Consider the following 16772-nt stretch of genomic DNA (forward strand, 5'->3'; position numbering starts at 1 on the left):
ATCCGGAAAATATTACCCGTCACCGCCCGCATTCGTAAAAAATTACAAAAGCCCCACCTTTGCAGGATGGGGCTTTTGCATAAAAATCTGCCGTACCTTACTCGAGGCGGCGCGAGCCGTCGGAAATCACCACGTCGTACACCTTGGGTTCGTGGCCGTACTTGGCGTTGAACCTCTCCTTGGCCGTGGCGATGAACTTGTCGTAAAGCTCGTCCTTCACCAGGTTGATCGTGCAGCCGCCGAAGCCGCCGCCCATGATGCGCGAACCCGTCACGCCGCACTGCTCGGCAACCTCCGCCAGGAAATCCAGCTCCTCGCACGACACTTCGTAGTCCTTCGACATTCCCCAGTGAGTTTCGTACATACGCTTGCCCACGGTTTCGTAGTCGCCCTTTTCGAGCGCTTCGCATACGTCGAGCACGCGCTTCTCCTCGCCGATGACATAGCGGGCGCGCTTGTAGTCCTCCTCGGAAATCTTATCCTTCACAGCGTCCAACTGCTCCATCGTGGCTCCGCGCAGGAACTCCTGCCCGAGCATCTTGGCGACACGCTCGCACGAAGCGCGGCGGTCGTTGTAGGGCGATCCCACCAACTCGTGCTTCACCCGCGAGTCGAGCAGGACGAGTTTATAGCCTTTGGGATCGAACGGGAAATAGGCATACTCCAGCGAACGGCAATCCAGGCGAATCAGGTTGCCCTTCTTGCCGAACACCGAGGCGAACTGATCCATGATGCCGCAGTTGACGCCGCAATAGTTATGTTCGGTCGACTGTCCGATTTTTGCCAGTTCGAATTTATCGATGCCGCAGTCATACAGCTCGTTCAATGCAAAGGCATAGGTCGATTCGAGCGCCGCCGACGAGGACATGCCGGCCCCCAGGGGTACGTCGCCCGCGAATACCGTATCGAAGCCGCCGATTTTGCCGCCGCGCTTCTGAATCTCGCGGCAGACGCCGAAGATATAGCATGCCCACGACTCGGCGGGTTTGTCCTGCTCGTCGAGCCCGAACTCCGAACTCTCGCCCAAATCGAGCGCATAGGCGCGCACCTTGTCAGTACCGTTGAGTTTAATCGCTGCGACGATGCCCTTGTCCACGGCACCCGGGAATACGAATCCTCCGTTGTAGTCGGTGTGTTCACCGATCAGGTTGATGCGGCCCGGCGAAGCGAACAGGATCGCCTCCGGGCCATAAAGCTCCAGGAACTTCTCGCTGACTTTTTCTTTCATGGTTTATCTGGTTTTAAGTTGATGACGGTTAGCGTATCATACGAAGATAGGAAAAAATCCTGAAAATACAGCAAATTTCGTCGCAAAATTCTGCACATTCCTTGCATCGTGTTTCGTTTCAAAACCACACGGCACACTCCGCAAAATGACATCACGATGAAAAAACACGTTTTACACCCGACAGAAGTTGTTATTCCGGAAATGTTTACTAACTTTGTTGAAGTTTCGATTTATAAGCACTCAACCAACATTTCAAACGATATGACAAAAAAACTTATCCTCGCTGCCGCCGCCATGCTCCTGGCAGGAAACGCAGCGGTCGCCGCACAGCCCAAAGTTATTTCGCACCGCGGCTACTGGACGGCCCCCAATTCGGCGCAGAACTCCCTGGCCTCGTTCACCAAAGCCGACTCAATCGGGGCATTCGGCTCGGAAATGGACGTATGGCTGACGGCCGACGACAAACTCATCGTCAACCACGACCGTATTTACAAAGGCACCGACATCGATATGGAGAAATCGACGCTGAAAGAGATTACCTCAATCGTACTCCCCAACGGCGAGAATATCCCCACGCTCGATGCCTACCTGCGCCTGGTGGCCGGCAAACCCGACACCCGGCTGGTGCTGGAGATGAAATCGCTTTCGGATCTCAAGCGCGAAGACCTCGCCGCCGAGAAAATCGTCAAGGCGCTGCGCAAGTACAACCTGCTGGACCGTACGGACATCATCGCCTTTTCGATAAACGCCTGCCTGGCATTCCGCAAGCAACTGCCCGACGGCCGCATCTTCTACCTCAACGGCGACCTCGCCCCCAAAAGCATCAAGAAACTCGGCCTTACAGGCATCGACTACTCGATGAAGGTGCTCCGCAAACACCCCGAATGGGTGAAGCAAGCGCAGGAGCTGGGCCTCGAAGTCAACGTCTGGACGGTGGATACCGAAGAGGACATGCGCTATTTCATCGAACAGGGCGTGGATTACATCACGACCGACTATCCCGAACGCCTGCAGGCCCTGCTGAAGAAATAGGGACGACGGCAAATAAAAACAAAATGTGCGGGCTGTGAAATCACAGCCCGCACATTTTTATTATTATCGGAGAGTCAGGCGTCGACGACAATCACCTCGATTCCGCGCTCGCGGAGCCGGTCGAGATACAACGGCTGGATACCGCTGTCGGTGATAATCCGGTCTACGGCCTCCAGGTCGCATATCTTGCTGAAACCGCGGCGGCCGAATTTCGAACTGTCCGCCAGCACGATTACCTTCTGAGAAGCCTCCATCATCGCCGCGTTCAGCGTCGCTTCGAGCATATTGGTCGTCGTAAGCCCGAATTCGAGATCGATACCGTCCACGCCCACGAACAGCTTACTGCAATTGAAGTGGCGCAGCATCTGCTCGGCGAAAGGCCCCACGACCGACACCGAACTGCTGCGGGTAATACCCCCGAGCTGCAACACGTCGATATTGGCATCCTGCGACAGAATCGAAGTCACGGGAACCGCTGCCGTAATTACGGTCAGATGGCCGATAGGTTTTATTTCACGTGCAAGGAAAGCCATCGTGGTACCCGAAGCGATGATAATCGAGTCGTCCTGCGCAATCAGGCTCGCCGCCTTGGCGCCGATGGCCCGTTTCTCGGCCACATTCTTTTTTTCCTTCTCGTTGACATGGCGGTCGCTGATGTACGGACTGATTAGTATGGCGCTTCCGTGAGTTCGGTACAGTTTTTTCTGTTGTTCGAGATAAGAGAGGTCTTTGCGAATGGTAACCTCCGAAACTTTGAACAGTTCGGCCAGCTGCACCACGGATATGGAGCCGTTTTGCTGGAGCAGGGAGAGAATCCGGTTATGGCGTTCCGGAAGGCTTAAAATGTTCTCTTCGCCGGATTTATTCATGGCTTTAGACTAATTTTAGTTTTATTATGCAAGATATAAAAAATAATCCGAAATACGACCGAAACCCGCCGAAGAAATATTTTTCCCGGCATTCCGCTATGATTCGAAACGAAATAATATGAAATAAAACATATTTTATTTTGAAATACAAAAAATCATCCGTAATTTTGTTGCGAAACGAAATCAATTAATTATGGAAAGACTTGCACAGATCAAAAAACTATCCGAAAAAGACAAAGTTTGGGATATCGTCGTCGTTGGCGGCGGCGCAACGGGACTCGGCGTAGCGGTCGATGCGGCGACACGCGGTTTCAGCGTGGCCCTGCTCGAAAAGACCGACTTCGCGAAATGCACCTCGAGCCGCAGCACGAAGCTGGTACACGGAGGCGTCCGTTACCTGCAGAAAGGCGACGTCATGCTGGTGCTCGAAGCCCTGCGCGAACGCGGCCGCATGAAAGCCAATGCCCCGCACCTGGTAAAAGACCAGGCGTTCGTCATCTCGAACTACAGTTACTGGGACAATTTCCTTTATTTCTGTGGACTGACTTTCTACGATATGCTTTCGTTCGGTTTCGGTTACGGCCGCTCGAAATTCATTTCGGCAAAAAAGGTAATGAAATACATTCCCACTTCGGTCGAAAAGGGACTGAAAGGAGGCGTCGTATACCACGACGGCCAGTTCGACGACTCGCGCATGGCCGTGAACCTCGCACAAACCTGCGTCGAGAACGGCGGTACGGTGGTCAACCAGGCGACCGTCACGGGCATCGTACATGACCAGGCCGGCCACGCGGCGGGCGTGAAGTTCGTCGACAACCTCACCGGCGAAGAGCATACGCTCCGGGCGCGCAGCGTCGTCAACGCCGCAGGCTGCTTCGTGGACGACATCATGCACATGGACAGCCCCGCCCACCGCAAGATGGTGACCCCGAGCCAGGGCGTGCACCTCGTACTCGACATGAAATTCCTGCAGAGCGACTACGCCATCATGGTTCCCAAGACTTCGGACGGCCGCGTGCTGTTCGCCGTGCCCTGGCACGACAAGGTCGTCGTCGGCACCACGGACATCGTGCGCCCCACGGCCGAGGAAGACCCGCGTCCGCTCAAGGAAGAGATCGACTTCATCCTCGGCACGGCCGGACTCTACATGAATCCGGCGCCGACCTATAAGGACATCCTTTCCGTATTTGCCGGACAGCGCCCGCTGGCGGCGCCCAAGAAAGAGGGCAAAAACACCAAGGAGATTTCGCGCAGCCACAAAATCATCGTTTCCGACAACGGACTGGTGACCATCACGGGCGGCAAATGGACGTCGTACCGCCTGATGGCCGAGGACACGGTGGACAAGGCAATCGAGGTATCGAAACTACCCGCGCGCAAATGCGTGACCAAGAAACTGCGCATCCACGGCTACCGCAAGAACCCCAACCTGGCCGACCACATGTATGTCTACGGTTCCGACGAACCGAAGATTCTCGACCTCATCAAGCAGCAGCCCGAACTGGGTGAAAAACTCTCGCCCAAATACGGCTACACCTACGCCGAAGTACTCTGGGCCGTACGCGAGGAGATGGCCATGACGGTCGAGGACGTACTTTCGCGCCGCGTGCGTCTGCTCTTCGTCGACGCCCGCGAGGCCATGGCGGCAGCCCCGAAAGTGGCGGCGCTCATGGCGAAGGAGTTGGGGCGCGACCAGGCATGGATCGATGCACAGGTCAGGGATTTCACGGATTTGGCGAAAACGTATATCTTTGAGCAAGAATAATTCGTTGAACCATGTGGAGCATCCTGCAACCCCCTAAACACAAACCGCCCGTTCCTGCGGAAAAAGTGGACAAAGAGTACAAGCGGCTGCGGCTGCAGGTATTCATCGGCATCTTCATCGGATACGCCGGATACTACCTCGTACGCAAGAACTTCACGCTCGCCATGCCCCATCTGGTAGAGATGGGTTTCGACAAGGGCGACCTGGGTATCGCACTGTCGGCCAACGCCATCGCCTACGGACTTTCGAAGTTCCTGATGGGCGGCGTATCCGACCGCAGCAACGCCCGCGTATTCCTGCCGCTGGGCCTCGTGCTGTCGGCGCTGGTGACGATGTTCCTCGGAACTTCGGCAGGTATCTCGTCGATTATCATGATGTTCGTCACGCAGTTCCTGATCGGCTGGTTCCAGGGTATGGGCTGGCCTCCGTGCGGACGCGTGATGACGCACTGGTTCTCGCAGAACGAGCGCGGCACGAAAATGTCCATTTGGAACGTGGCCCACAACGTGGGCGGCGGTATGATCGGCCCGATGGCCGCCTACGGACTGCTGTGGTTCGGCTCGTGGCAAATCGGTACGTTCTGGTTCCCGGCTGTCGTGGCAATCGTTGTCGCACTGGTGGCATTCCTGCTGATTCGCGACACGCCCCAGTCGACCGGCCTGCCGCCGATCGAGAAGTACCGCAACGACTACCCGAAAAATTACAGCGAGAAGTCGGAGCAGGAACTCACGACCAAGGAGATTTTCTTCAAATACGTACTCAACAACAAGATTCTGTGGTATATCGCCTTTGCCAACGCATTCGTATACCTCGTACGCTACGGTGTGCTGGACTGGGCACCGACCTACCTGAAAGACATCAAGGGCTACGACATCAAGGACGTGGGCTGGGCCTATTCCGCATACGAGTGGGCGGCCATTCCCGGCACAATCATCTGCGGATGGCTTTCCGATAAGGTTTTCAAGGGCCGCCGTGCAATCACGACCATGATTTACATGGCTCTGGTCGCCGTGTTCGTAACGATTTACTGGAAGAATATGGACAGCGTCCTGCTGGACAACATCTCGCTAATCGCCATCGGATTCCTGATTTACGGCCCCGTGATGCTGATCGGCGTGCAAGCCCTCGACCTCGCCCCGAAAAAGGCGGCGGGAACGGCTGCGGGCCTTACGGGATTCTTCGGCTACTTCTTCGGAACGGCCATCCTCGCCAACATCGCCATGGGTGCCATCGTACAGCACCTGGGCTGGGACTGGGGATTCATCATGCTCCTCGGGGCATGTGCCATGGCGTTCCTCTTCATCAGCTTCACCTACAAGGAAGAACAATATCTGGTTAAACAGCGGAAATAGTTCCAGATGCGGTGGTGCAACGCCGGACGGCGGCGCGGCATCGTGAAAAAACGCTGAAAATTGTTTTGTTTGGGAAGGGGCGTCAGCCCCGAATCGAAAAAGCCTTTAACTCCCCGTTAAGGGCTTTTTCATTGCCCCCGACCAGCCGGTCGACAAGCGCATGGAAGCGCGGGGAATGGTCGTGGTGCACCGTATGGCAGAGTTCGTGGACAATGACGAAATCGCGCAGGTGCTCGGGAAGCGTCATCAGGAAGAGGCTCAACGAGATGTTGTTCTCTGCGGTGCAGCTCCCCCACTTGGTGCGGGAAGCCCGGATGGTCAGTTTGTTGTATTTCAGCCCCGTCAGCCGGGACAGGCGCTCGATACGTCCCGGCAAATCGGCACGCGCGGCACGGCGCAGCTCCTCGATACGGGCTTTCGCCTCGGCCGGAGGCAGCTGCGAAGGCAGCGCGGCACGCCGCTGCGCCAAACGTTCGCGCGCGGCCTCTATCCATCCGATTTTCTGTTCGAGGAATTGCATGGCCCGCCGGGCGGAAATGCCGCAGGGAAACGACAGCCGCACATCGCCCGCACCGCGCACGCTGATAGAGATCCGGCGTGCGCGGCGCGATTGGGAAAGGGTTACCTCACCCAGCCGGGGATGTTCGACGGTGGTAAGCATCGCATCAACGGGACATGACAGCATCGAGCGTCACGTCGTCGAGCCAAAGCGTGGAATCGCGCCGCTGCATGCTCATGTTGGAAAAGAGGATTGTCAAATCGTCGTCGGAATAGGTCAGCAGCTTATCGGAAGCAGCCTCCAGCACGGAGGTCGCCGGGAATGCACCTTGTCCGACACGCAGCAACTGCCGCTGCAGCAACTCCTGCCCCGAAATCACGAACGCAGGCCGCTCCCCGCGGAAATCGATTCGCAGGCTATCGTCGCGGAACCGGTAAGTCACCCCGTCGTCCCCGTAACGCGTTACATTCATATACAGCCTCCTGTATCCGGACGGAATTTCGACACAGCGGCTCCGGTCATTGTAAACCGAAATCCAGCCGCCTGAATCCGTATCGCACACATAATTCAGGCCGTAAACGACATAATCGCGGCATACCTGCGGAACGGCCCCGCGAACATCTTTCATCTTCACACCGAAACGCGCAAATGCCGTCGTATCGTGATCGGCGACGTAATCGAGGGCCTCGTACATCCGGCGGTAATCGGCCGCCAGCAGCGAATCGGCCACGAAAGAGTCCAGTTTGAGCCTGCCGTCCGCATCGAGCATTTCCAGTTGCTTTGCCACGCGCACGGCACGCCGCACCTGCGAGTCGACCGCAACGCGCTCCGGGCAGAGTGCCGGGATATACGCCAACGCCGCGAAACAGAGGAATCCCGCCACGCCGACATAGAAATAACGTCCCGTGCGGCGCGCAAGGAACAACACGACGCACAGGGTCATCAGCCCGCCGCTCACGAGCAGGTACACGCGCGGCTCGGTAAGCCCGTATTCGCCCGTACGGCGCAGGACGCCGATCCAGAACAACACCTGCGTAGGCAGCGAAATCAGGCTGAAACGGTCAAAAAACCAGTCGTACATCCGTTTCTGCAGCAGCGGCTGCAATGCCTGCACGGCGAGGGCGAAGAGCGTGAACCCGAATACCAGATAGGCCACGCCGCCCTCGGGCAGCGACCAGGTAACGAGGATTTTGGCCATGTAAAGATAGAGAATGGCCGTATAAATCAGCAGCGCAGGCGCTACGATATAGTTCAGCAGCACTTCGAGGATGCGGCTGCCCGTGCACTCGCCGCCGCTCCAGCGGTCGTACATCATCAGGAACAGCACCGGGGCGGCGAACGTTTCGAAGAAAATCACCGCATAGACCGATACGTGCTCAATCCATACGCCGTCGAGCCCGAAAATATACGTCGTGGAATAGAGAATCGCGCAGAACAACCCGAGCGCCACGTTGGCGAAAAACGCGGCGAGGATACCCGAACGCAGCCAAATCATCACGTCGCCGACGAATCGCACGTTTTCCACCGCACGGCGGCACAGCAGCAGCGCCAGCGGCACCAGTATGCCGTAGGTAATCAGCGACGGCCCGGTGGACAGCCAATCTTCGAGCCCGCTCCAGAATACCAGCGGCACGAACGGCGCCCAGCAGACCCAGTACACCCGCCTCCAGGGCCCGCGGCCCGCGAGGTTGTTGACCACCAGCGCCGCAGCGAAAGCGAGCGGCACGACGGCCAGTTTCGGAAAGGCATCGTCCCAGTCCAATTCATAAGCCAGCAGGCAGCCGATGCTGCCGACAACGATCAGCGCCGCCTCCACGGGATGCAGGCGCAGCATCTGCGTGAACCCCTCCCGGAGCCAGAGCAGACAGCGTTCCAGTTTCGCTTTCATCATTTTATTGTTATCCGATACGTTGGCGCACCACTTCGAAAAGCATGACGGCCGCTGCGGCCGAAACGTTCAGCGACTCGATATGGCCGATCAGGGGGATAGCCAGCTGCTCGTCGCAGAGTTTGAGCACCTCTTTCGAGATACCCGTATCCTCGGCCCCCATCACGAGCGCCGTGGGTTTGCGGAAGTCCGCATCATAGAGCAGTTTGCGGCTCTTCTCGGTCGCGGCGACAATCTGAAACCCTTCGGTCTGCAGCAGTTTGAGCGTATTGCGCACCGACCCCACGCGGCAGACGGGAATCGTCGTCAGCGCCCCGGCCGACGAGCGGATCGCCTCGGCATTCACCGGGGCCGAGTTCTTCAGCGGCGTTATGAGCCCGTGCGCCCCGGCGCACTCGGCCGAACGGGCGATGGCGCCGAAGTTACGCACGTCGGTCACCCCGTCGAAAATCACCACGAGGGGCGTCTCGTCTTCGGGAACCCGCTCCAGAATGTCGGCCAGTTCGACGTACTCGATGGCCGAAATCTGCGCCACGACGCCCTGGTGATTGCCCCGCGTCAGGCGGTTGAGCTTTTCGACGGGCACCTCCTGCATCCGCACCTTATGGCGGAAGCAAAGGTCTTTCAGCTCCGTCATCAACTGCCCCTCGGCACCTTTGCGGATGTAGAGTTTCTCGATTTGCCGCCCGGCCTCGACGGCTTCGGCCACGGGACGTATCCCGAAAATGATATTGTCCATAACGGTATGGTTTTTCTGTTCCCTGAACGCCCGCAGGCGCCACAGGTTGCGGCCGCGGTTTACGCAGCTGCCGTTTTACCTTTAGTATCTCGCGTCAATCCCGCCCCCGGGCCAGACGCGATTCCCGCTCGCCCGGCTGCCGCAGCCCGCACTAAAACCGGAAGAGCCGTTTTTCATGCGTATCCGAAATTAGCCGATTCCGATGAATTATTCGCTCTCGACGATTTCCAGTTCGTACGAGGCTTTCTCCCACTCGTGCATCTGGTGGTCGTAACGGGCTTTCAGTTCGTTGTAAGCCTTGAAATCGGTTTCGTCGTATTCGGCAGCGGCGGCGAATTTCGCATCGTACGCCGCAATCTGCTTCTCGATGCCGGCCAACTCGGCCTCAATCGTTTCGACCGCCCTGCGAAGCTTGCGCAGCAGTTTTTCCTGCTCCTTGCGCTGCTCGTAGGAGAGTTTGCCCGACACGGCGGCATCGGGTTTCGGAGCCGCCGAAACTTCGGATTTCACGGGAGCGTCCCTGCGCTCGATTTCCTGCAGCGACTCCAGTTTGCGTTTTTCGAGGAAATAGTAGATCCCGCCGAGGTACTCCCGCACCCCGCCGTTGCGGAATTCGTAGATTTTCTGCACCATGCCGTCGAGGAACTCACGGTCGTGCGACACGACCACCACCGTGCCGTCGTACTTCATGATGGCGTTTTTGAGGATGTCTTTCGACCGCATGTCCATATGGTTCGTCGGCTCGTCCAGCACCAGCAGGTTGCGCGGCTCGAGCATCATGCGGGCCATCGCCAGGCGCGCACGTTCACCGCCCGAAAGCACCTTGACTTTCTTGTCGATGTCTTCGCCGCGGAACAGAAACGCGCCGAGGATGTCGCGCAGGCGTGTGCGGATATCCCCCACCGCCACGCGGTCGAGCGTATCGTAGACGGTGAATTCGCCGTCCATCAAATCATCCTGGTTCTGGGCATAATAGCCGATGTTGACATTGGCCCCGAGGCGAACCGCCCCTTCGGTCGGCGCCAGTTGCCCGACGAGCATCCGTGCCAGCGTGGTCTTGCCCTCGCCGTTGCGGCCGACGAGCGCGATTTTGTCGCCCTTCTCGATAATGAAGTTCGCGCCGCTGAAAACATGCTTCGCACCGAACGACATCCCCGCTTCGTTGATTTCGGCCACAATCTGCCCCGAGCGGGGCGCAGGCGGGAATTTGATGTTGAGCGTCGCGAGGTCTTCCTCCTCGATTTCGATGCGGTCGAGCCGGTCGAGCTGCTTGATGCGCGACTGCACCTGGTTCGACTTCGTGGGCTTATAGCGGAATTTCTCGATGAACTCCTCGGTCTTCTCGATTAGCCGCTGCTGGTTCTCGTAGGCGGCCATCTGCTGTGCCCGGCGCTCGGCCCGCAGCACGACGTATTTCGAATAGGAAACCTTGTAATCGTACGCTTTGCCCAGCGAAAGTTCGATGGTGCGGTTGGTGACGTTGTCCAGGAACGCACGGTCGTGCGAAATCAGCAGCACGGCCCCGTTGTAACTTTTCAGGTAATCCTCGAGCCACTGAATTGACTCGATGTCGAGGTGGTTCGTCGGCTCGTCCAGCAGGAAAATCGAAGGGCGGCGCAACAGCAGTTTCGCCAGTTCGATACGCATGCGCCAGCCGCCCGAGAACTCGCTCGTGGCGCGTCCGAAATCCGAGCGCTTGAAGCCCAGTCCCAGCAGCGTCTTCTCGATGTCGGCGTCGCGGGTTTCGCCGCCGAGGATGTGGAAATGATCCTGCGCGTCGTTCAGGCGGTGCAGCAACTGCTCGTAACCGGCGCTTTCATAGTCGGTTCGCTCGGCAATTTCGCGCGTCAGCCGTTCGATTTCGGCCTCGAGGCGCAGCACCTCCGCGAACGCCTTGGCCGTTTCCTCGACCAGCGTCGTGGTATCGGCCACGCGCATCGTCTGCGGCAGGTAGCCTATCGTACATTCGCCGTTCATGGTAACGGCGCCCGAAGTGGGCTGCTGCTCGCCGGTGATAATGCGCAGCAGCGTGGTCTTGCCCGCGCCGTTTTTACCGACCAGGCCGATACGGTCTTTCGGGTTAATCAGGAAAGAGATATTGTCGAAAAGGGTCCAGCCCCCGTAACTTACAGTAAGGTTGTCGAGTGAAATCATGGTACATTCAAAATCACCGCAAAGTTAGTGATTTAATCCGACATATCGTATCTTTGCGATGCGAAACGAATGAGGTTATGGAAAAGTTGGAAAGATACCTGCAGTTCATCCGGGAAGCCGAGCGGCTGAAGGACGTCCTGCGCACGGCGCACACCTCGGCAGGGAGGCACGAAAGCACGGCCGAGCACACCTGGCGGCTGGCCCTGCTGGCCGCCGTCCTGACGGACGAGAAACCGCAACTGGACATGCAGCGGGTTTTGCTGATGTGCCTCGTCCACGACCTGGGCGAAGCATACGACGGGGATATTCCGGCCGTCGCACAGGCCGCACCCGGAGCCAAAGCGGCATCGGAGCGGGCTGCCATAGAACGGCTGACGCAATTGCTTCCGGAGGAAAGCGGCAGGAAACTCCGTAAAATCTGGGAGGAATACGAAGCCTGCGCGACGCCCGAAGCGCGGTGGGTGAAAGCCCTCGACAAAGCCGAAACCATCATCCAGCACAACCAGGGAGCGAATCCCGCGGATTTCGACTACGGGTTCAACCTGACCTACGGTGCCGAATATTTCCGGGACGACGAATTACTGCGCCGCCTGCGCCGCCTGTTGGACGAGGCGACCCGGCAGCACGCCGAACGTTGAGCACAAAGCCGGTTCCGCCGGAAAACCCGTACCGTCGCCGGCTGCGTTGTCCCGTCAGAGGCCGAGCATACGCTCGATTTCGGCCTGCGGATCCTCGGCGCCGAATACGGCATTGCCGGCTACCAGCACGTCGGCGCCCGCCCCGTAAACTTCACGGGCGTTGTGCGACGAAATGCCTCCGTCGACTTCGATAATCGTCTGCGTTCCCAGCTCCCGGGACAATGCGCGCAGCTGCGCGATTTTTTCGAGCGACGCGGGAATGAACGACTGCCCGCCGAATCCCGGCTCGACACTCATCACCAGCACCATATCGACCAGCGGCAGGATGTCGCGCAGCACCTCGACCGAAGTGGCGGGCTTAATCGACACCCCGGCTTTCGCCCCGGCCTTGCGAATCAAATCGATACACCCCCGGGGATCGTAGGTCGCTTCATAATGGAACGTCACGATGTCGGCGCCCGCCTCGGCGAAACGCGCGACGTAACGCTCCGGCTCGACAATCATCAGATGCACATCGAGGCACTTCCGCGTCACCTTGCGAATGGCCTTCAGCACGGGAAACCCGAACGAAATATTAGGAACGAAAACTCCGTCCATCACATCGATATGCACCCACTCGGCCGCACTGCGGTCGATCATCAGCGTATCGCGTTCCAGATGGCCGAAATCGGCCGAAAGCATCGAGGGCGCTACAATTCTGTCCATAATAATGTAAACAAATAAAACTTTCTTTTTACAAAGATAGGTATTTCCGGCTGACTTACGCACTCCGGGGCCGGGATTCTGCACCGTAAATCACACCGGCCCGGCACGAAAGGCATCCGCCGCCGCGAAACCGGGCCGGACGGAATGCCGTCAGGACTTTTTCCGGTTCAGGCTGTCGATCTTCCGGCGGATTGCTATGGCGTTGAACAGCGAAAGCAGCGCCGCGAGGGCCGCGCCGCACAGCACCGTCACGCCGACACCCGCCGGAGAATACCCCTCCTGCAACACCGCCAGTTCGGGCAGGTACCATCCGCGCACCAGCCACAGCAGCGGCAGGGCGGCCAGCAGCACACACAGGTTCAGGCCGAGCGTCAGCAGTTGGTACGGCAGCGCCACACGGGCCGGGGCATATCCCAGCAAAAGCAGGTTCTCCATCTTGCCGCTGTTCTTTTGCAGCAGCAGGAAGACGCTCAACATCAGGATATAGAACGACATGGCGCTGAACACGAGCCCCCCGCCGCCCACACCGCCAGCCGCCAGCCGCAGCAGGCGCGCTGCCTTCGCGTCGTCGCGGCGATCCCCTTCGGCCTCATAGCCTTTCCGGGCGAGATAATCCGAAACCGCCGCGCCGGCGGCACGATCCGTTTCGACGATAACCCGGGAGGGCTGTTTTTCACTCCCCTGCCCGAACTGCCCGTTCGACCAGCGGATGAACGACTCCGGGACGAGAATCGTATTCAGCCGGTTCGACAACCCGACAATCCGGCCCCGGAAGCGCTCCGTCCGCCCGTTGCCCGCAATATCGATGCCGAGCGAAACCCGCCGGAAAATCCCCTCCGAAATTTGCGGAAGGCCCTGCGACCGGGCAAAGCCGTAATTATAGAGGTTCAGGTAGTTGCGCGGAATAATTATCGGAATCTCCCGGTCGCCGGGCTCGTACTTCCACTGCTCCGTGCCCACGTCGAGGAACCGGTCGGGCACCGCCTCGAAAAAAAGGTAGGTGGAAAATTCCACGCCGCCCGCACCGACAGTTCCCTTCACCCGGTAATCCGCCGGGGTAAAGGCTCCGGCATCCCGGACGAACGGCTGCGCTTTCAGTTCGTCCAGCTCCGCGGACGTAAAATCGCTGCTGCCGAGCCCCAGCGTCTGGAGCGCGCCGACCCGTTTCGAAAGCACCAGGTAATCGCCCTGCATGAACGAATCGGGGGCATTAAAAACCGGCAGGACATCGCGGTAGGCCTGCAATGCCGCCAGCACGATGGTCATGCCCACCAGTCCGGCCAGCGCGAAACCGACCGTCTGGGCGATGCTCAAATGGCAGCGCAGCAGTTTCCAGAGCAGCGTCATAACGTATATGTTTTATGGTACGGCAGCCGGAGCCGGCTGCCTACCGAAGTAACGACGATACCCGCCCCCTGCGCCTGCGCCTCTTCCAGCAGCAGGTGCGAGAGCAACTCCCCGTTGGCAGCGTCGAGATGGCTGACCGGCTCGTCGAGCAGGATGAAATCGAACGGCTGGCACAAGCAGCGGATAAAGGCCACGCGCTGCTGCTGGCCGAACGAGAGTTTCCCCACGGGCGTGTCGCGCTTCTGCGCGATTCCGGCCGCATCGAGCAGGCGGCCGATTTGCTCCGGGGTTTTGAAATGCGCGAGGTCGTTTTTCAGGTCGATATTTTCCGCGACGGTCAACTCCCCGAAAAGGCGTAGATCCTGAAAAAGCATGCTCAACGATTCGCGGCGCAGGGCGCTCCATGCCGCCGCGGAGAGCGTACGGCAGTCCGTATCGTCGAACAGAATACGCCCGGTATAGTCGTCCCGGATACCGTACAGGAAATGGCACAGCGAGGTCTTCCCTGTTCCCGAGGCGGCCTCGAGCAGGTAATACTGCCCCTTGCGGAACGTCACCCCGCCCGACCAGATTCCGGACTCCCGCGGGGGTGCTCCCCCTGCAAAAACGGCAGGCAGCACCTGTTGCAAAGTAATCGACTCCATCTATTTCGTATTTCAAGGCAAGCGGCCGTTCGCATCCGGACGGCCGCTTCCCAATATTACCCCGGATTGTTACAGATTCGCCCCGGGCACATACTGACGAATCAACTCGCCGGTCGTGTCGCAAATGGTTTTGAACGAGTTCTGCTCCTTGTCCGCCATATTGAAGACCATCGTTCCGCCTTTCATCGTTCCGTAGGACTCGAGGTTGTCGAACATGCCGAGCAGGGCGAAGAGCACCTGCACCTCCGTCGAAGTGCCGCTCTTGTCGGCCAGTATCTGCCGGAGCTGTTCGTTCAGGCCCGCGATGTCCAGGTAGAAAGAACCCGACTGGCCCTTGAAAATCTTCTCCCGCGACACCAGCGAGGCAATCTGCTCCCCGTCGAGCGCCGACTTCACGAGCGCATCGGTCGTACAGTAAAGCACGCCGTCTTTCACGCCGAAAAGCACGGTAACGCCGCTCATGGTAAGCGAGTACTGCCCGTCGCCGGTCTGCTGCACCGGCATGCCGGGCATGTTGGCGATGACGGTCTGCACGACGGACGGGTCGTCGACCTGTGCCAGCAGCGAGGCTACGGGCACGGAATTATTGCTACCGGGAAGCATCCCCGAGAATGCAATCACCATGTCGCCGTCGAAAGCATCCATCACCTGCTTGACGAGCGGGTTCGCCAGCATCATGCCGTAACCGGGCAGCGACGAGAGCACCGTAAACAGCTTCTCGCCGTCCAGTCCGTATGCCACCGCACCGATCGTAGCGGCGGGCAGGTAACGGAGCAAATCTCCGTCCTGGGGCTTCACATAGGCGTAAAACTCCTTTACTTTCTCCTCGCTCTCCTTATCCTTGTACGACACCGCGGCATCGGCTACGATACGGCCCTTTTCGAAATTGACCGAACCGGTCACGGTAGCGTCCATCATGGCGCTCATCATCGGCATCGAGCTTAACATGGGGTTATTGGCCAGCGACGACAAACCGGCATACGACAGCACCATGTTGATGTCGTTCTTCGCGGCAAACTGTTCCGCAACGACCTTGTTTCCCATCAGGCTTTCGCTGCGCTTCTGCGCGAAAAGCTCTTTTACCCGCGCAACCGCATCGTCGCCCGGGCCTTGAGCGAAATAGAGCATGCAGGCCGCATCCGAATAGGCGCATACGCCATTCACCGCGCCCTGTTCGCCAATCCTGATGACAGAAACGCCGTTCGCGGTTTCAGCCCGGGCACCGCTTTTTTCGTTGATGCGCGCAATCAGGGCGTCGAATTTGGCCTTGTCGCCTATCGGCAGCAGGACGCCGCCCTTGACATACATCGCCTCGGGATTCAGGCTGCTCCCCGAAATAAAATAGAACAGGTCGCTTTTCAGGTCGATACCCGACTCACACGGGTTTTTCAGCAGGGAAAGCAGGTACTGCTTCTCTTCGTCGGAGAAGTTCCGGCCGTTCTCGATTTCCGACTTTATCCGGACATAGAGCGGATTCTGCTCGGGATCGCCGATACCGCCCTTCTGCATAAGCGACGACGGGTTGATAGACATCGTAACGAATGAATCCGCAGGCAGCAGGTCGCGGTAATCTGCGGCGCTACCGCACGAAACGATCAGTATGGACACGGCTGCAAGGCAGGCCAGTTTCCAGGAATGTAACGATTTATTCATATTGTAAGATTTAAGAATATCCGTTCCGGATTGAACAAAGCTATAAAAAATTGCCCAACATCGTTCATTTTACAGCCATTAAAATCGCATCCCGCGCCAAATTATCTCACACGTCCCGCAGGCGGAATGGTTTTCCGGGAATTAATTGCTATTTTTGCATGGAAACAGACACTGAACCAGAACATGACCCCGTCCACCCTTTTCATATCGGTAGCCGTATGCTGCCTGGCGGCCCTCCTCGCCGTCGTCCTGCTGCTGT

The 16772-nt window shown here is 58.3% G+C and carries 15 protein-coding genes; 5 read left to right on the plus strand and 10 right to left on the minus strand.

Annotation, left to right across the window (positions count from 1 at the left end):
- Nucleotides 1-97 precede the first annotated feature (97 nt).
- The gene (gene galK / locus QZT71_RS06095; protein WP_295913899.1) at nt 98-1228 is read right to left on the minus strand and encodes a galactokinase; all 1131 of its coding nucleotides are present in this window, start codon (nt 1226-1228) and stop codon (nt 98-100) included.
- Between the two features lie 261 nt (nt 1229-1489).
- On the opposite strand from galK, the gene QZT71_RS06100 reads away from it, so the two are divergent.
- Nucleotides 1490-2260 (plus strand): glycerophosphodiester phosphodiesterase family protein, encoded by a 771-nt coding sequence (locus QZT71_RS06100; RefSeq protein ID WP_295913901.1) that lies wholly within the window; start codon nt 1490-1492, stop codon nt 2258-2260.
- Nucleotides 2261-2334: 74 nt separating this feature from the next.
- Here the strand turns inward: QZT71_RS06100 and QZT71_RS06105 are convergent, their stop codons facing one another.
- Nucleotides 2335-3129: a DeoR/GlpR family DNA-binding transcription regulator gene (locus tag QZT71_RS06105; RefSeq protein ID WP_295913903.1), complete on the minus strand. Its 795-nt coding sequence runs from the start codon at nt 3127-3129 to the stop codon at nt 2335-2337.
- Between the two features lie 193 nt (nt 3130-3322).
- Between QZT71_RS06105 and QZT71_RS06110 the strand changes: the two genes are divergently transcribed.
- Both QZT71_RS06110 and glpT read left to right on the plus strand, forming a co-directional pair.
- Nucleotides 3323-4894, plus strand: coding sequence for a glycerol-3-phosphate dehydrogenase/oxidase (locus QZT71_RS06110; RefSeq protein WP_295913904.1), 1572 nt, complete (start codon nt 3323-3325; stop codon nt 4892-4894).
- Nucleotides 4895-4905: 11 nt separating this feature from the next.
- The gene (gene glpT, locus QZT71_RS06115) at nt 4906-6246 is read left to right on the plus strand and encodes a glycerol-3-phosphate transporter (RefSeq protein WP_295913906.1); all 1341 of its coding nucleotides are present in this window, start codon (nt 4906-4908) and stop codon (nt 6244-6246) included.
- Between the two features lie 82 nt (nt 6247-6328).
- Here glpT and QZT71_RS06120 read toward each other — a convergent pair whose 3' ends face one another.
- From QZT71_RS06120 to abc-f, 4 genes are all read right to left on the minus strand, one after another.
- Nucleotides 6329-6907 carry a YgjP-like metallopeptidase domain-containing protein gene (locus tag QZT71_RS06120; protein ID WP_295913909.1) on the minus strand — a complete coding sequence of 193 codons (579 nt, stop codon included), beginning with the start codon at nt 6905-6907 and terminating at the stop codon, nt 6329-6331.
- A 4-nt stretch (nt 6908-6911) separates the two neighbouring features.
- Nucleotides 6912-8633, minus strand: a complete 1722-nt coding sequence (locus QZT71_RS06125) for a DUF4153 domain-containing protein (protein WP_295913912.1) — start codon at nt 8631-8633, stop codon at nt 6912-6914.
- A 10-nt stretch (nt 8634-8643) separates the two neighbouring features.
- The gene (gene rlmB / locus QZT71_RS06130) at nt 8644-9372 is read right to left on the minus strand and encodes a 23S rRNA (guanosine(2251)-2'-O)-methyltransferase RlmB (protein WP_295913915.1); all 729 of its coding nucleotides are present in this window, start codon (nt 9370-9372) and stop codon (nt 8644-8646) included.
- 207 nt (nt 9373-9579) lie between these two features.
- The gene (gene abc-f / locus QZT71_RS06135) at nt 9580-11526 is read right to left on the minus strand and encodes a ribosomal protection-like ABC-F family protein (protein WP_295913917.1); all 1947 of its coding nucleotides are present in this window, start codon (nt 11524-11526) and stop codon (nt 9580-9582) included.
- A gap of 77 nt (nt 11527-11603) precedes the next feature.
- Between abc-f and QZT71_RS06140 the strand changes: the two genes are divergently transcribed.
- Complete coding sequence (locus tag QZT71_RS06140; protein ID WP_295913920.1) at nt 11604-12164, plus strand: HD family hydrolase; 561 nt, start codon at nt 11604-11606, stop codon at nt 12162-12164.
- 54 nt (nt 12165-12218) lie between these two features.
- Here the strand turns inward: QZT71_RS06140 and rpe are convergent, their stop codons facing one another.
- The 4 genes from rpe to QZT71_RS06160 all read right to left on the minus strand — a co-directional run bounded on the left by rpe (nt 12219) and on the right by QZT71_RS06160 (nt 16513).
- Nucleotides 12219-12869 carry a ribulose-phosphate 3-epimerase gene (rpe, locus tag QZT71_RS06145; RefSeq protein WP_295913922.1) on the minus strand — a complete coding sequence of 217 codons (651 nt, stop codon included), beginning with the start codon at nt 12867-12869 and terminating at the stop codon, nt 12219-12221.
- Nucleotides 12870-13019: 150 nt separating this feature from the next.
- On the minus strand, nt 13020-14216 hold the full coding sequence (locus QZT71_RS06150) for an ABC transporter permease (RefSeq protein ID WP_295913925.1): 1197 nt from the start codon (nt 14214-14216) through the stop codon (nt 13020-13022).
- Nucleotides 14213-14860 carry an ATP-binding cassette domain-containing protein gene (locus QZT71_RS06155; RefSeq protein WP_295913927.1) on the minus strand — a complete coding sequence of 216 codons (648 nt, stop codon included), beginning with the start codon at nt 14858-14860 and terminating at the stop codon, nt 14213-14215. The genes QZT71_RS06150 and QZT71_RS06155 overlap by 4 nt, the downstream gene beginning before the upstream one ends.
- Nucleotides 14861-14929: 69 nt before the next feature.
- Nucleotides 14930-16513 (minus strand): DUF4836 family protein, encoded by a 1584-nt coding sequence (locus QZT71_RS06160; RefSeq protein ID WP_295913930.1) that lies wholly within the window; start codon nt 16511-16513, stop codon nt 14930-14932.
- A 30-nt stretch (nt 16514-16543) separates the two neighbouring features.
- Between QZT71_RS06160 and QZT71_RS06165 the strand changes: the two genes are divergently transcribed.
- Nucleotides 16544-16772 (plus strand): hypothetical protein (locus QZT71_RS06165; RefSeq protein WP_295913933.1); only part of this gene is annotated, 229 nt, incomplete at its 3' end.

The organism is uncultured Alistipes sp. (assembly GCF_902388705.1).
Classification (GTDB): domain Bacteria; phylum Bacteroidota; class Bacteroidia; order Bacteroidales; family Rikenellaceae; genus Alistipes.

What these genes read in the sequence shown, in the direction of transcription:
- rlmB (WP_295913915.1), bottom strand. Translation starts at nt 9,372, where the DNA reads ATGGACAATATCATTTTCGGGATACGTCCCGTGGCCGAAGCCGTCGAG.
- abc-f (WP_295913917.1), bottom strand. Translation starts at nt 11,526, where the DNA reads ATGATTTCACTCGACAACCTTACTGTAAGTTACGGGGGCTGGACCCTT.
- rpe (WP_295913922.1), bottom strand. Translation starts at nt 12,869, where the DNA reads ATGGACAGAATTGTAGCGCCCTCGATGCTTTCGGCCGATTTCGGCCAT.
- QZT71_RS06155 (WP_295913927.1), bottom strand. Translation starts at nt 14,860, where the DNA reads ATGGAGTCGATTACTTTGCAACAGGTGCTGCCTGCCGTTTTTGCAGGG.
- QZT71_RS06140 (WP_295913920.1), top strand. Translation starts at nt 11,604, where the DNA reads ATGGAAAAGTTGGAAAGATACCTGCAGTTCATCCGGGAAGCCGAGCGG.
- QZT71_RS06120 (WP_295913909.1), bottom strand. Translation starts at nt 6,907, where the DNA reads ATGCTTACCACCGTCGAACATCCCCGGCTGGGTGAGGTAACCCTTTCC.
- QZT71_RS06100 (WP_295913901.1), top strand. Translation starts at nt 1,490, where the DNA reads ATGACAAAAAAACTTATCCTCGCTGCCGCCGCCATGCTCCTGGCAGGA.
- QZT71_RS06160 (WP_295913930.1), bottom strand. Translation starts at nt 16,513, where the DNA reads ATGAATAAATCGTTACATTCCTGGAAACTGGCCTGCCTTGCAGCCGTG.
- QZT71_RS06150 (WP_295913925.1), bottom strand. Translation starts at nt 14,216, where the DNA reads ATGACGCTGCTCTGGAAACTGCTGCGCTGCCATTTGAGCATCGCCCAG.
- QZT71_RS06110 (WP_295913904.1), top strand. Translation starts at nt 3,323, where the DNA reads ATGGAAAGACTTGCACAGATCAAAAAACTATCCGAAAAAGACAAAGTT.
- galK (WP_295913899.1), bottom strand. Translation starts at nt 1,228, where the DNA reads ATGAAAGAAAAAGTCAGCGAGAAGTTCCTGGAGCTTTATGGCCCGGAG.
- QZT71_RS06105 (WP_295913903.1), bottom strand. Translation starts at nt 3,129, where the DNA reads ATGAATAAATCCGGCGAAGAGAACATTTTAAGCCTTCCGGAACGCCAT.
- glpT (WP_295913906.1), top strand. Translation starts at nt 4,906, where the DNA reads ATGTGGAGCATCCTGCAACCCCCTAAACACAAACCGCCCGTTCCTGCG.
- QZT71_RS06125 (WP_295913912.1), bottom strand. Translation starts at nt 8,633, where the DNA reads ATGAAAGCGAAACTGGAACGCTGTCTGCTCTGGCTCCGGGAGGGGTTC.